Source organism: Ruegeria sp. B10, from assembly GCF_056539825.1.
In genome coordinates, this window is record NZ_JBQFVP010000003.1 from 195,210 (window position 1) to 209,384 (window position 14,175).

Consider the following 14,175-nt stretch of genomic DNA (forward strand, 5'->3'; position numbering starts at 1 on the left):
CGCTTTAAATCGCGCGCAACAACAGGCCGCTGGCAATCACGACAATCACTAGCCCTGCCACCAGTTCGATGGTCGGGGCCAGTATCGACGCAAATCGGGTGGCCGAGGCCGAGGCAAGCAACCCACCCCGCAGGCCAAAGGACGTCCAACCGACCAGCGTTGTGACAGTCGCGGTGCCCAGCGCCATCGCGAAAGCTCCGGCAATTCCGACCATGGCGATTCCCATCTGCCAGGTCAGGATCAGCACGAACAATGCCCCGGTACAGGGGCGCGCAGCGATGCCCGCGATCAGCACGAGCGCCTCACGCAGTGACCCGACATTGGCGACCTCTTCCGCGCTGGGGCCATGGCGATGGCCGCAATCCGAGCAGATCTCATCATGGTGATGATGATGGTGGTGCTCGTGTTCCTCATGGTGGTGGTCGTGGTGATGCTCATGGTCGTGAGAATGCCCATGCGCGGCATCGCTGCGGGACCGTCGCGCGAAACTGCGCATCCCGCGAAAAACCAGCCACGAACCAATGGCCGCGATGGCCGCATAGCTGATTGGCGCCATAACCTGCTCTGTCGTGCCCACCAGTGTCTCACGTGACAACTGGAATATCAGAACCCCGGCATAGACCAGAACAACTGCTGTTACGGCCTGCCCGAGGCTTGACAGCACGCTGATCGCCGACAAGCGCCAGAAGGCGACCTGACGGCCCAGACCGTAGCCTCCGATCAGGACCTTACCGTGCCCTGGGCCGATGGCATGAAAGAACCCGTAGGCGAAACAAACGGTTAGCAGTGTTGCCACCGCCTGAGGTTGTTCGGCGCGGGCCGCCCGAAGGGCACGCGCGATCTGGTTCTGGAATTCGCGTTGTTCGCCAGCCGCCCAAGCAGCTAGGCTGTCAAACCCGCCGCTGCCCCAGAACCACAAAAGCAGACCACAGGCGATAGCGACGGGAACAATCAGGTATTTGGACATGAAATCAAAATCTCGGTCGCAAAGCTTTCGCCGACAAGCGGGATATCGTTTTCCTCAAGGTCGTATTCTGCATCCAGGGTCAGGAGAAAGGCCTGCATCTGCGCCAATTGGCCGTCGATATCCGGATCAATCCGTTCGAGCAGACAAGTCGCCGGGCCGGACACGGTGACCGGACGGGTGACGTCGTAGGCGGTGTAATAGGTTTCATCGAAGGCTTTTGCCGAAATCGCTTCGGCCGGGACAGATCCGCCTTCGACAGCGCGCAGATGGGTGGTGACGATGCGACCATCTTCGGTCGTGGCATGCGGCTCCAACGGGCCAGACAAGGCAACCGGGGCACCGCTGGCGGTCACAACCAGATCACCGTTATAGCCTTCCATCCATTGCGCATCAAAACCGGTCAGGAACTGCTGCTCACTATCGGTCAGCGCGCCGTCACCATCCTGATCCAACCTCATGTCCTCCAGTTGCAGCAGCGAGAACAGCTCGTCATAGGCCCAGGTCACGCGGACATGAGTCAGCTGTCCGGCCTCGTCCACGATGAACTCCAACCCCGTGTCAATGAAGACATGCGGGTGGGCCAAGGCCGGGATCGGCAGGCAGCAGGTCAGGAATGGGAACAACCATCGCATAAGGGCAAGATAGGCGTCGAAGTACGCATCGGCAATGCGATTTCCGGTCTCGATGCAGAAACTGGCCGACCGATCACTTGGGCGGGAACAGAACAATCGTTTGTAGGGCCGTTCCGACAGGCCCCTGCCTGTCATGCAGCACCGACTGCGACATCCCGATTCCCGAGGGCTGCCAATGTGAAATTGATTGCGAGGCCAGCCAGTCCGAGGTGGGCTCCCGGTGGATGTTGATGGTCAGATCGGTGTTCATGAACCCCATCTCAGCCGTTGGGGCATTCCATGAGATTCCATTGCCGCAATCCCCCAAGGCACAGAGCGATTGGATGGGGGATTGCACCTCGCCCTCCAACAAGTTCGGGGTCCGCATCCACACGGTTTTCGGTCCTACGCCGTGCCTGTCCCCCGCCCCGTATCTGATGTCGCTATAGTGCGCGAAACCGGGGAAGTCATGGCGCAGCTCTCCGATCGGGAAAGGGCCTTCGACCGCATCTTCGAAGCGCAATGGCCGCGTTTCGACATTGGCCACTTCGCCCAAATCCCGCCGCACCACATGCATCGTAGTTGCCGTTGCACAGAGGGTGTCGTCCAGATCATGCACCGTCACCCGTGTGGTCGCGAGCGTTCTGGTATGGCGCGTGGTCTCAGCCGCCACGCGCAACCCAGCAAGGGGCAAAGGACGCAGCAAATCGACGGTCAAGCGAGTCAGCATCTTCTCGGGCCCGACCTCGGTTTCAGCCGCGCGCACGATCAGGCCGCTCACCGGCCCTGCGTGACAATGCTCCGCCGACCAAGGACCGCGCGCCGGATCATTGCCGACAAAAGCCCCGTCCCCTCGCTGATGAAAATAGGAGAGATCTTCGAAATCATAGGTAGCCATACGGGGCGTCAGACCTTTTCCTGAGTGTATTTCCTAAGCTCCGCACGCGCGACCTGACGGCGATGCACCGCGTCCGGCCCATCGGCGAGGCGCAACGTGCGGACATGGGTCCAGGCATTGGCCAGCGGCGTATCCTGACTGATCCCTTGCGCTCCGAACATCTGCACCGCCTCGTCAATGACTTTCAACGCGACCTGAGGCGCAATCACCTTGATCTGGCTGATCCACGGCGCTGCCGCCCGCGCGTCACCCTGATCCATGTACCAAGCTGCTTTCAGGCATAGCAGACGGGCCATTTCGATCTCCATCCGGCATTCGGCGATGATGTCGTAATTAGCCCCAAGCTGCGCCAGCTTCTTGCCGAACGCCTCACGCTGCAGCGACCGTTTGCACATCTGCTCAAGCGCGCTTTCGGCCTGACCGATGGCGCGCATGCAGTGGTGAATGCGACCCGGTCCCAACCGACCTTGCGCGATTTCGAACCCGCGCCCTTCGCCCAGCAGGATGTTTTCGGCCGGGACGCGGACATTGGTGAACCGGATGTGCATATGCCCGTGCGGGGCGTCGTCGTGGCCATAGACCTCCATGGGCCGCAGGATCTCGATCCCCGGTGTATCAGCTGGCACCACGATCATGGACTGGCGCTGATGCTTCGGCTGATCCTCGCCACCCGTTTTGACCATCACGATGTAAACCTTGCAGCGCGGATCACCCGCACCCGAGGACCACCATTTCTCCCCATTGAGAACATAGTCATCCCCGTCCCGCACACAGGACATCGACACATTTGTCGCGTCAGATGAGGCCACGTCTGGCTCGGTCATCAAATAGGCCGAGCGAATCCGCCCTTCGAGCAGAGGCTTCAGCCATTGCTCTTTCATCTTCTCGGTGCCGTAACGCTCGAACACCTCCATGTTTCCGGTGTCGGGGGCCGAGCAGTTGAATACCTCGGCCCCAAGAGGCGTCTTGCCCATCTCTTCGGCGAAATAGGCGTATTCGACCGTTGTCAGACCAAAGCCCTTTTCGCTGTCGGTCAGCCAAAAATTCCAAAGCCCGGCCGCTTTGGCCTTGGCTTTCAACCCCTCAAGAATTTCCGCCTGACGGTCGGTATACTGCCAACGGTCACCCTTGCCGATTTCGGCCTGATATTCCTCTTCCAGCGGCATGATCTCGTCGCGGATCATATCTGCGACGCGCTGCAAAAGGGCGCGGTTTTCCTCGCGCAGACCGAATGACATGTTCATGAACGCTCCTCCGTTGCCCATCGGTTCGGGCTTTACCTTCGCTTGAAGAATGGCTTAGCTGCCCGGACCCTGTCCAGTTCCGTGACGGAACGTCACCTCCATCTATTTCCAATACATGAGGCACCCATGGCACTTTTGATCGAAACCGGCCTGTCCAACTGGATCAGCGATGCGGATTTGGCCAAAGAGGTCCTGCATCAGTCGCCCGGCGCTGATGTCCGCACCCCGGACACGATCGGAGATCCAACCGAAATCACCATGGTAGCGGTCAGCACGCTGCAGGATGCACATATTGAGCGCCTGCCCAACCTCAAACTGGTGCAGAAACTGGGCGCTGGCGTGGAAACCATCGTAGGCAACCCCAAATTGCCCGATCATATCCGCGTCGCTCGCCTGAGACCGGACGCCCCAGCGCAAGAAATCGCCGAGTGGTTTCTGGCCCATATCCTCCGCGCCCAGCGCCATTTGGGAGACTACGAAGCCGCCCAGCGCAAGTCTGAATGGTCCCCCAAAGCGCCGCGCATCACGTCAGACACAAAGGTCGGTGTACTGGGTCTTGGCACGATCGGCACGCGCACGGCCCTCATGCTGAAGGGCCTTGGCTTTCAGGTCATGGGTTGGAGCCGGTCACCAAAGCAAATTGACGGCGTGACCTGCCTGCAAGGTCAGGATGCCCTGCCTGAACTGCTTGGTCAGTGTGACTACGTCTGCGCCATCTTACCCTCGACCCCGCAAACCGTCGGACTGTTTGGCGTCGATATATTGGCCGCGATGAAGCCCGGAAGCCATCTACTGAACGCAGGGCGCGGCGATCTGATTGACGAGACCGCATTGATCGCTGCATTGGACGCAGGCACACCCGGCCACGCCGTTCTTGATGTCACTTCTCAGGAGCCTTTACCGCAGGACAGCCCTCTTTGGCAGCATCCTTGCGTGACGATCACGCCCCATGTCTCGGGCTGGCATCTGGGGGATGCGCTTGCAGATGTGGCCAGGAATTTCGAGCGGCTATCCTCAGGCCAGCTGCTGCTGCACGAGATCGACCGAGGCAGAGGCTATTGAAGCGAATCAGGGCGTCAGCAACCAGTTCCCACTGGCGTCCTTGCACCGGCGCGTTCGAATCTGCCGGTTCTGCTCATCTCCGCCCGGTTCAACGGAATGCTGTAACGAAACACAATTCCCCTGTACCGCAGCGATACGCACGGTGCCTTTCGAACCGGTCGCGTCATTGGTCCATGCCCGCTCTTGCCCAACGGCCGGAGCGCCGCTGGTCAACAACGCGGTCGAGGCGGCGCTGAGCACTTCGAAATCCTGCGGGCTGAGGCCCATTTCCGCAATAATTCGTGACAGAGGTTTAGCCTGAACCGCCCCAACCGTCAGAACTACAGCTGCCAAAACCAAAGAAATCCGGGCTTTCATCTGTGCCTCACATGACTGAAATCAATTTGTCCTCAAGGATATACCCCAGCGCGGGCCGGGCCAAGCCCCGAGCGGTTGCACCTTCAGAAAATCCAAATTGAGCGCCTGAAACGCGCAAAGGTTCTGCGAATTTGACCCGAAAGGGTTCACAGCAGCGCCTAAATCTGGTGAAATCAGGGAAATTCTCATTTGAATGTAGGAGTTTGCATTATGACCCTGCGCCTGCCCCTTCTGGCCCTCGCCGCGGCTGCCACTTTGACCGTCGCGCCAAGCGCCCCCGCCGTCGCCAAGGAAGAGACCAAGTCGGTCGTGGTTCTCAGCCGCACATGGGCGGTGACCCAAGTCGCCGAAGAGCCGGTGATCTATCGCGCCACGCGGGACAACAACAACCTCAACCCGTTCGGCCCGCCACCGCGCCTGCGGACCCTGCAGGCCATTGCTGCAATTCAGCAGGCCACTGGCTGCAGACCCATCGTGGCCAGCATGTATCAGAACATCTCGGGCCAGTTTTTCTCGCAGGTTAGCTGCAACTGAAATTGGTACAATACTTTCATTGAGGTCGCCTGAGACGCCTGCCATAGCTTGCGCATGAAACTCGCGATCAATGGATTCGGCCGTATTGGCCGCACGATCCTGCGGCAGGTTCTGGCCTTGCCGCAAGGTTCGGATATCGAGCTGGTGCTGATCAACGACATCGCACCGCTGACAACCTGTGCTTACCTGTTCAAATACGACAGCACCTTCGGCCCCTATGCCGGAGAGGTTTCTGAGGGAAACAACGCGCTGGTCGTGGATGGGCAGTCCATCCCCATGACCCACAGCTCTGATCTTGCAAATATCGACCTGTCTGGCGTGGATGTCCTTCTGGACTGCACCGGCATCGCGCGGACATCCGACGTTGCACAGCGTGGATTGGCTGCCGGGGCGGGCAAAGTGCTGATCTCCGGCCCCTCTCCCGCCGCCGAGGTGACCGTGGTCCTTGGCGCAAACGAGGATCAATTGGGCGGCGCTCATGTCGTCTCGAACGCGTCCTGCACAACCAACGGGCTGGCGCCTCTGGTCCGGGTTCTGGATGACATCGGCGGGATCACCACGGGCCACATGACGACGATCCACTGCTATACTAACAGCCAACCGATGGTGGATGCACCACGCGGCGATCTTGCCCGCTCGCGCGCAGGCGCGCTTTCGATGGTCCCAACGACGTCAAGCGCGATCCACTTGATCGATGTCGTCCTGCCGCATTTGGCCGGGCGCATCTCAGGCGCAGCGGTACGGGTGCCAACGGCCAGCGTTTCGGCCATCGATCTGATTGTCACACTGGACCGCGACCTTGACGCAGAGGCCTTCGACAAGGCTTTGCGCGATCAGGTCAGCGCGTCGCCGGTTCTCGGATGGACCGACATGCCGTTGGTCTCCTCCGATCTGCGCGCCCGGCCGGAGTCGCTGGTCATCGCCGGACCAGAGACTCGCATGGTCGGCGCGAACCAGGTCCGTGTGTTTGGCTGGTATGACAATGAATGGGGTTTCTCTGCACGTATGCTGGACGTCGCCCGACTGATGACCGCCGCCTGATCCGCCGCAACCGCAGCGCGCCCCGCGCGCTGCCCGGCCCAACCGGTTCGGGTGCATCTATGATGCGTCCAAACCGGGCGGGAGCCGCCCCAAGCCGTCGACCCCGACGCAACACAACTGCGGACCTTATTCACTAGCCACTCATCAAAAGCCTTTTCCTGAACGGCCTCAAATGCTCTAACATGAATTTAATCGACCGCGATCCGACAGCGCGGTCGAATAGTATTCGAGTTGAGGCAGTTGGAGCCATTTGATGCAGGGCAGCAGACCGCAACGCCGTCTGACGGGTTGGCTTTTGGCCGCAATGACAGCTTTGGCCCCAACCGGCCTGATGGCCCTTGAAACCAGTCTCGTCGCTCCAGGGGCCTCAAAAGAGTTAAGAGAACGCATCGAGGAAACCTCGTCCGTCACGACCGCAGACTCTCGTGGTTTGGACACACCTCTGGAAATCCTCTCGGCCGCCCTGTCCGATTATCGCACCATTGTTCAGATTCTGTACGACGAAGGCTATTTCAGCCCCGTGGTCAGCATCAAACTCGACGGCAAAGAAGCGGCAGACCTCAGCACCCTGAGCGTTCCAGCGCAAATCAATCGCGCCGTGATCACCGTCGAAACTGGCCCAAGCTTCCGGTTCGGCAAAGCGATCGTACAGCCCGTCGCCCCGGACACGGTACTGCCGGAAGAGTTCGCGCCGGGCAAACTGGCCACTACAGGGGCAATCCAACAAGCAACCTCGGCCGGGGTGCAGGGGTGGAGAGATGCCGGTCACGCAAAAGCCGAACTTGCGAACCAAACCATCATCGCCCGCCATGCGCAGGCCCAACTGGACGCACAGATTGATCTGGATCCGGGGCGTCGTCTGACCTTTGGCAGAATGTTCATCAAGGGCGACACTGACGTCAAACACCGCTCCATCGAAGATATCGCAGGCTTCCCAAGTGGCGAGGTTTACTCTCCGGCCAAAATCCAGAAAGTCGGCACGCGCCTGCGCCGGACCGGTACCTTCAGCGTAGTCTCAATCACAGAGCGCGAAACTCCCAACCCCGATGGCACGCTGGATTTCGATGCCACCTTCGAAGACCTGCCCAAACGTCGCCTGACCTTCGGGGTAGAACTGGCCTCTCGCGATGGGTTGGATGTGACGGCCACATGGACTCACCGTAACGTTTTTCGCCGGGCCGAGCGGCTACGATTTGAAGCCGCCCTGCGCAACATTGGTGGGGCCGAGGATTTGGACGGGCGGATCGGTCTAAGACTGGACCAACCCGACCGACTAGGACCCGACGACAACACGTTTTGGAACGCTCTGCTAGAGCGACGCAACACGGAAAACTACAACGTCACCGTCGCCTCATTGGCCTATGGTGCGCGGCGCACGTTTTCAGACAGGCTCTATGCCGAAGCGTCTGTCGGTTTTCAGTGGTCCGATGCCGATGACGCCTACGGAGATGGGCGAAAATTCCGATACTTCATAATCCCCTTTCGGTCAGAATGGGACGAGCGCGATAGCAAGATCAGCGCGACACGCGGGTTTTATCTGGACGCGCAGGCCACTCCCTTCGCCGGGCTCTCCGGAACCGAAAGTGGCATTCGCCTCTTCGGAGACGGACGGGCCTACACCAGTCTGGGTACTGGCGGAAAACTGATCCTTGCCGGGCGCGTTCAAATTGGGTCTGTCATTGGCCCATCAGCAGATGGGGTAACGCCGGACTTCCTATTCTTCTCGGGCGGTGCGGGAACCGTTCGCGGGCAACCGTTTGAAAGCCTCGGTATTCCGGTAGGTACCGGCATCGCAGGCGGCAAATCGTTTCTGGGCTTTTCCGGCGAGGTACGCGGTAAAATCACCGAAAGCCTGTCGCTGGTCGGGTTCTACGACTACGGTACCGTGGATACATCTTCGTTCATCGGCAGCGATGCCGAAAATCACGCCGGTGCCGGTCTGGGTGTGCGCTATGATCTGGGGGGATTCGGACCACTACGCTTTGATCTGGCCTACCCAGTTCAGGGCGATACCGGCAACGGGCTGCAATTCTATATCGGGATTGGACAGGCATTTTGAAACGCTACCTCGCATATCCGCTGCTGATCGGCACGCTGATCTGTGTGCCCCCAGCCCTGCACGCCCAAGAGGACGAAGGCGGCAGCATGATCGAGCGGTTCCTACAGGATACTCTGTCGGGTGATGACCAGAACGTCACCGTCAAAGGCCTGCAAGGTGCGCTGAGCTCCCGCGCCACCATTGCCGAGATCACGGTGGCCGATGATGACGGCGTCTGGCTGACCATCAAGGATGCCGAGCTTGACTGGAACCGTCTGGCGCTGATCCGGGGGCGGTTCTCGGTCAACGCGTTGACCGCACAGGAAATCGACATCGCCCGTGCCCCTGGCACCACGACCGAGGAGGCCCCGCCCCCTTCGGCCGAGACCACACCGTTCCAGCTGCCCGAACTGCCCGTTGCCATCGAAATCGGAGAGCTTCGGATTGATGAACTAGCCTTGGGCGAGCCCTTGATCGGTGTTGCCGCTGACCTGAACGTCACCGGCAACCTGTCGCTGGCCGATGGAACATTGGATTCCAGCCTTGATATCACCCGCCTGGACCGCGCCGGAGACGAAATCACCCTCAAAGCCGGCTTCCAGAACGCCAGTAGTCAGATTGACCTGGACCTGAGCGTTGTCGAAGCCTCCGGCGGCCTCATCTCAACCGCGCTGAAAATCCCCGACAGCCCTCCCATTGGTTTGACGGCCAAAGGCTCTGGCCCGGTTACAGACTTCACCGCAGATATCAGTCTGAGCAGTGACAACCAGCCGCGTGTGTCGGGTCAGGTGCGTCTGCGTTCCGCCGAAAGCGGTGCAGCGGATGGGATCGCGTTCACCGCCGATCTGGGCGGTGACCTGACGCCCTTTGTCGCCAGCGATATGGATGTATTCTTTGGCACCGACACGCGACTTTTTGTCGATGGCCAGACCCAGCCAGAAGGCGCGCTGAACATCAGCGATCTGGAATTCACGTCTCAGGCGCTGAAACTGGAAGGCCAGTTGGAACTGGCCTCGGGCGGCACCTTGCAACTGGCCGCTCTGCAGGGTCGCATCACCCCGCCTGAGGGCGACAAAGTGGTCTTACCTGTGTCGGGCGGAGGGACGTCGATCGAGGCGGCGCAAATCTCAGCCCTGTTCGACCAGCAGAACGGCAACCTGTGGGACCTGAGCCTGACAGCCAATGGGCTGACCACAGATCAGATCAGCCTGCGGCGCGCACAGATTGCAGCGCAGGGAAGCTTGGAACAGGGGGATGCCCTCAGCGTGGATGGTGACCTGCAAGCCGCGCTTGACGGCTTAGATCTGTCCGACCCCGCCCTGAACACCGCGATTGGCGACCGGGTCACGCTGGACGGCGTATTCGAATATGGCAGCGACCAAACGCTGAACCTATCCGGGTTCGAGTTGATCGGGGCTGACTACACACTTGATCTCGACGCGCTGATCAGCGGACTGACCAGCGGCCTGAATATCGACGGGTCAGCGAAGCTTGACGCCTCCGACCTGTCGCGGTTCTCGGATCTGGCCAAGCTTGACCTCGGCGGCGAGGTCACGGCCACCGTCGAAGGCAGCGGCTCTCCGCTGGAGCGCAGTTTTGACGGGAAAGTCGCCGTCAAAGGCAGCGATCTTTCCACGGGTCGAGACGACATCGATCCGGTGATCACGGGCGAGACCACGATCACGCTGGATGCAAAACGCGGCTCGGACGGCGTGACAATCCGGGACTTCACGTTGATCGCAGATGCCGCCCGGGCACAGGCGGCAGGCACCGTGACGACACCCGATGGGAACCTGTCCATTGACGGGCAAGCAACGGTCAGCGCGCGCGATTTGTCCGTTTTCTCGGGTCTCGCCAAGCGAGATCTGGGTGGGTCGGTACAGGCCAGTCTGAACGGCAAAGGCACAGTCCAGACGCTGGAGTTTGACGGCACGGCCAGCGTGACGGCGCGGGATATCAAGACAGGGATGGATGATTTGGACCCGCTTCTGGCTGGTCAGACCTCAATCGAGTTCGATGGTGCACTATCGCAAGAGCAGATCGAGATTCGTCAGGCCACGATCAACGGGCGCGCTCTGACGGCCGAAGCCGCTGCGACGATCACAGATCCCACCGGCGATCTGGCCGTCGACGGACAAGCCAAGGCGAACGTGCCCGACCTGTCGCTGTTCTCGGGCCTTGCGGGGCGGGATCTGGCCGGGTCTGCGAAGGCCGATATGCAGGGCAAAGGCGCTATGGGCAGCAAGCTGTTCGATGTGCAGGGCACGGTCGAGGCCAATGACATCCGCACTGGGATCGACCAGTTGGACGCGCTGGTTTCGGGTCGCACGACTCTGAACGTGGATGCCGAAAACACTGATGCCGGTATGAACATCCGCACGTTCCGGCTAAACGGGACGGCGCTGACGGCAAATGCCTCGGGCCAGCTTGATCGTGAATCAGGCGGGCTGAACTTTTCGGCGATGCTGGATGACCTCAGCCGCCTTTCCACTACGTTGTCCGGTCCTTTGAAACTGGATGGCAATGTCGCGCCTACTCAGTCGGGGCTCGAAGGCACCGCGCGCCTGCAAGGGCCTGACAGCTCGTATGTAAACGTTGTCGGAACGGTTGAGACGGATGGCTCGGCAGATCTGGACTACGACGCCAAGTTCAACCGGATCGAACGCTTTGTACCGGACTTCCCCGGCACAGTGACGGCCGAAGGCACTGCGAAACGCGACAATGGAGTCTGGACGATCTCCTCAAACGCGACAGGCCCCGCGGATCTCAGCACCGAGCTGTCCGGAACTTTCGTTGAGGGTACGGGTCTGGCAGATGTAACTGCCCAAGGTGGGATCAATCTGGGTATCGCCAATGCATTCATCACGCCTAACAAGATTGAAGGCTCAGCCCGTTACAATCTGGCGCTCAAGGGTCAACCCGGGCTGGAGGCTTTGTCGGGGACGATCACAACCTCGGGCACGTCCTTTGCGATACCGACTGCAGGGCAAACGATCACTGGGATTGGTGGGTCGGTCGATCTGGCCCAAGGCCGCGCCACGATATCCATGAACGGGGCCATGCGCGCTGGCGGAGGGTTCACCGTCAGCGGACCCGTCGACCTGACCCCGCCGTTCAACGCTCAGATCACGACGACATTGAACAACCTCGTGCTGACCGACCAGCTGCTCTACGAGACCACGCTGAACGGTCAGATCGTGTTGGCGGGCGCTTTGACAGGGAATAGCAGCCTGGCGGGGCAGATCACATTTGGCGAAACCAACATTAACCTCGCTGCCGCATCAGGCGCCGTCGGGGCAGCTCCGATCCCCGAAATACAGCATATCAACGAAAGCCGTCTGGGCTATGTCACCCGCGAACGGGCGCAACTGATCGCCACGGAAGAGCAAAGCAAAAGCAACTCGCGCATTGCGCTGGATATCAGTCTGCTGGCCCCCAAAGCCGTTTTTGTAAGGGGGCGCGGCGTGAATGCGGAACTGGGTGGGAATATCTCAATCGGTGGCACCACGACATCCGTTGTCCCTTCGGGCCAGATCGAACTGCTGCGCGGCAATCTGGATATTCTGGGACGCAGGCTGACTCTGACCAAAGGGATCGTCACACTGCAAGGGGACCTGACGCCCTATATCGAGTTCGAATCTTCGAGCAGCACATCAGACGGGACCGCAACGATCGAGATCGCCGGACCTCTGGATTCGCCCGAAGTCAATGTTTTCTCGGACCCCGAACGCCCGACCGAAGAGGCGCTAGCCATGCTGTTGTTTGGCAACCGGTTCTCGGAACTCTCACCTTTTGTCATCGCACAGATGGCGGCCTCGCTGGCACAACTAAGCGGGGCCGGAGGTGATGCGACCAAGGGCCTGCGGGACTCGACCGGTGTTGACACGGTGGATATCGGTGCGACCGAAGGCGGCGCGGGCCGCTTTGGCGCAGGAGCATATCTTGGGGACAATCTGTACACGGATTTCACCGTCAACACAGACGGCGATACCGAGGTAAACCTGAATCTGGACGTTACGGACAGCTTCACTGTCCGGGGCACCGTCGACGGGCGCGGAGAAACCGGGATCGGGCTGTTTTTCGAGCGCGACTACTAACCAGGCTACTTTCGGCGAATACCAATCGGCTGGCCGATTTCCGGTTCCAGAGGAAGCGCCTTGTGATCGGAGACCATTCGCGCCAGCCGACTGACCGCCCAATCCGGATAAGGCGCAGATCGCCCCGTCGCGTGACTGACATTCATGAACAGCACCTCTTGCGTGGCACACACCGTTTCATCCGGCATAGAAACCATCTGCCCGAAATAATGCCCTCGTTTCTGATCTGCATCCAACAGGCGAAACCGAAAGTGGATCGTCATGTCTGGAGTGACCTCACGCAGGAACTGCATATGCGACTGCAGCACATAAGGCCCCTGCCCCATCGCGGCGACCTGCGGCTCACCCAGACCCAGATGATCGACCAGCAAACGCTCGAACGCGATGTCGAACGCCACGCCATAAAAGCCGACATTCATATGCCCGTTGTAGTCGATCCAGTCCGGCTGCAAGGCAAAGCCGTGAATTTCGATCGGCGCATCATACGGGCCATCATGGCCGCCAAGGGGTTGTGTATCTTGCGACATGTTGGTGATTTTCACTCCTCGGGGTCCTCAAAGATCGCGACGGCGCGGATGAACCCGGCTGACGCGCCTTTGATCTTGAAGGGAAAACAAGAAATCTCAAACCCCGTCGCGGGCAGAGTTTCGAGATTGGTTAGCTTCTCCATGTGGCAATAACCGATCTCCATCGAGGCGCGGTGCCCCTCCCAGATGATCGAGGCATCCTTGGTTTCAGCGTATTCCTGAGCGGTCAACGGAAAGGGCGCGTCCCAACTCCAGGCATCCGTGCCTGTGACGCGTACGCCGCGTTCTGTCAGATAAAGGGTTGCTTCGCCCCCCATACCGCAGCCCTTCATCAGATAGTCGGGCTGGCCATATTGCGTCCCGGCAGAGGTGTTGACGACTACAATATCCAACGGTTTCAGCGTATGACCGATCCGTTTCAGCTCAGCTTCGACATCCGCTGCTGTGACCACATAGCCATCCTCGAAGTCGCGAAAATCCAGTTTGACGCCGGGATTCATGCACCACTCTAGCGGCACCTCATCGATGGTGATCGCCCGCTCGCCTTTGTTCATCGTCGAATGATGGTGATAGGGCGCGTCCAGATGGGTCCCGTTATGGGTCGCGATTTGTAACCGTTCGATGGCCCAGCCCTCGCCGCCCGGCAGGTCATCCTTTTGCAGGCCGGGAAAGAAGGACATGACTTGTTCCGCGGTCTGGTCATGGGTCATGTACTCGATCTCAGGCAGCATGATCGGCGGGTCCGATACGATGCCGGTTTCCAGCGGAACGGACAAATCGACGAAACGGCGGGGCATCG

Annotated in this window: 12 protein-coding genes; 5 read left to right on the plus strand and 7 right to left on the minus strand. The window is 60.0% G+C overall.

Annotation, left to right across the window (positions count from 1 at the left end; translation table 11 throughout):
- Positions 1-4: 4 nt before the first annotated feature.
- The 4 genes from ACR0J4_RS05390 to ACR0J4_RS05405 form a co-directional block, all read right to left on the minus strand.
- On the minus strand, positions 5-967 hold the full coding sequence (locus tag ACR0J4_RS05390) for a HoxN/HupN/NixA family nickel/cobalt transporter (RefSeq protein ID WP_170640438.1): 963 nt from the start codon (positions 965-967) through the stop codon (positions 5-7).
- Positions 952-1,599: a DUF1007 family protein gene (locus ACR0J4_RS05395; RefSeq protein ID WP_170640439.1), complete on the minus strand. Its 648-nt coding sequence runs from the start codon at positions 1,597-1,599 to the stop codon at positions 952-954. The genes ACR0J4_RS05390 and ACR0J4_RS05395 overlap by 16 nt, the downstream gene beginning before the upstream one ends.
- Positions 1,600-1,672: 73 nt before the next feature.
- On the minus strand, positions 1,673-2,476 hold the full coding sequence (locus ACR0J4_RS05400; RefSeq protein ID WP_170640440.1) for a thioesterase family protein: 804 nt from the start codon (positions 2,474-2,476) through the stop codon (positions 1,673-1,675).
- Between the two features lie 8 nt (positions 2,477-2,484).
- Positions 2,485-3,720, minus strand: coding sequence for an acyl-CoA dehydrogenase family protein (locus ACR0J4_RS05405; protein ID WP_170640441.1), 1,236 nt, complete (start codon positions 3,718-3,720; stop codon positions 2,485-2,487).
- A gap of 126 nt (positions 3,721-3,846) precedes the next feature.
- Between ACR0J4_RS05405 and ACR0J4_RS05410 the strand changes: the two genes are divergently transcribed.
- Complete coding sequence (locus tag ACR0J4_RS05410) at positions 3,847-4,782, plus strand: 2-hydroxyacid dehydrogenase (protein ID WP_170640442.1); 936 nt, start codon at positions 3,847-3,849, stop codon at positions 4,780-4,782.
- Between the two features lie 6 nt (positions 4,783-4,788).
- Here the strand turns inward: ACR0J4_RS05410 and ACR0J4_RS05415 are convergent, their stop codons facing one another.
- Positions 4,789-5,139, minus strand: a complete 351-nt coding sequence (locus ACR0J4_RS05415) for a hypothetical protein (RefSeq protein WP_170554746.1) — start codon at positions 5,137-5,139, stop codon at positions 4,789-4,791.
- A 210-nt stretch (positions 5,140-5,349) separates the two neighbouring features.
- Between ACR0J4_RS05415 and ACR0J4_RS05420 the strand changes: the two genes are divergently transcribed.
- The 4 genes from ACR0J4_RS05420 (at position 5,350) to ACR0J4_RS05435 (ending at position 12,849) form a co-directional block, all read left to right on the plus strand.
- A complete protein-coding gene (locus ACR0J4_RS05420) occupies positions 5,350-5,673 on the plus strand; it encodes a hypothetical protein (RefSeq protein ID WP_170554748.1) in 324 nt (107 codons plus the stop codon).
- 54 nt (positions 5,674-5,727) lie between these two features.
- Entirely contained in the window at positions 5,728-6,714 is a 987-nt protein-coding gene (locus ACR0J4_RS05425; RefSeq protein WP_170640443.1) for a glyceraldehyde 3-phosphate dehydrogenase NAD-binding domain-containing protein, read from the plus strand.
- 253 nt (positions 6,715-6,967) lie between these two features.
- Entirely contained in the window at positions 6,968-8,773 is a 1,806-nt protein-coding gene (locus ACR0J4_RS05430) for a BamA/TamA family outer membrane protein (protein ID WP_170640444.1), read from the plus strand.
- Complete coding sequence (locus ACR0J4_RS05435; RefSeq protein WP_480668318.1) at positions 8,770-12,849, plus strand: translocation/assembly module TamB domain-containing protein; 4,080 nt, start codon at positions 8,770-8,772, stop codon at positions 12,847-12,849. Before ACR0J4_RS05430 ends, ACR0J4_RS05435 begins: the two co-directional genes overlap by 4 nt.
- 5 nt (positions 12,850-12,854) lie before the next feature.
- Here ACR0J4_RS05435 and ACR0J4_RS05440 read toward each other — a convergent pair whose 3' ends face one another.
- Together ACR0J4_RS05440 and ACR0J4_RS05445 are read right to left on the minus strand one after the other, a co-directional pair.
- Positions 12,855-13,391 (minus strand): thioesterase family protein, encoded by a 537-nt coding sequence (locus tag ACR0J4_RS05440; protein WP_480668319.1) that lies wholly within the window; start codon positions 13,389-13,391, stop codon positions 12,855-12,857.
- The gene (locus tag ACR0J4_RS05445; RefSeq protein ID WP_170640445.1) at positions 13,388-14,173 is read right to left on the minus strand and encodes a cyclase family protein; all 786 of its coding nucleotides are present in this window, start codon (positions 14,171-14,173) and stop codon (positions 13,388-13,390) included. Before ACR0J4_RS05445 ends, ACR0J4_RS05440 begins: the two co-directional genes overlap by 4 nt.
- Between the last annotated feature and the right edge of the window lie 2 nt (positions 14,174-14,175).

What these genes read in the sequence shown, in the direction of transcription:
- ACR0J4_RS05390 (WP_170640438.1), bottom strand. Translation starts at nt 967, where the DNA reads ATGTCCAAATACCTGATTGTTCCCGTCGCTATCGCCTGTGGTCTGCTT.
- ACR0J4_RS05395 (WP_170640439.1), bottom strand. Translation starts at nt 1,599, where the DNA reads ATGCGATGGTTGTTCCCATTCCTGACCTGCTGCCTGCCGATCCCGGCC.
- ACR0J4_RS05400 (WP_170640440.1), bottom strand. Translation starts at nt 2,476, where the DNA reads ATGGCTACCTATGATTTCGAAGATCTCTCCTATTTTCATCAGCGAGGG.
- ACR0J4_RS05405 (WP_170640441.1), bottom strand. Translation starts at nt 3,720, where the DNA reads ATGAACATGTCATTCGGTCTGCGCGAGGAAAACCGCGCCCTTTTGCAG.
- ACR0J4_RS05410 (WP_170640442.1), top strand. Translation starts at nt 3,847, where the DNA reads ATGGCACTTTTGATCGAAACCGGCCTGTCCAACTGGATCAGCGATGCG.
- ACR0J4_RS05415 (WP_170554746.1), bottom strand. Translation starts at nt 5,139, where the DNA reads ATGAAAGCCCGGATTTCTTTGGTTTTGGCAGCTGTAGTTCTGACGGTT.
- ACR0J4_RS05420 (WP_170554748.1), top strand. Translation starts at nt 5,350, where the DNA reads ATGACCCTGCGCCTGCCCCTTCTGGCCCTCGCCGCGGCTGCCACTTTG.
- ACR0J4_RS05425 (WP_170640443.1), top strand. Translation starts at nt 5,728, where the DNA reads ATGAAACTCGCGATCAATGGATTCGGCCGTATTGGCCGCACGATCCTG.
- ACR0J4_RS05430 (WP_170640444.1), top strand. Translation starts at nt 6,968, where the DNA reads ATGCAGGGCAGCAGACCGCAACGCCGTCTGACGGGTTGGCTTTTGGCC.
- ACR0J4_RS05445 (WP_170640445.1), bottom strand. Translation starts at nt 14,173, where the DNA reads ATGCCCCGCCGTTTCGTCGATTTGTCCGTTCCGCTGGAAACCGGCATC.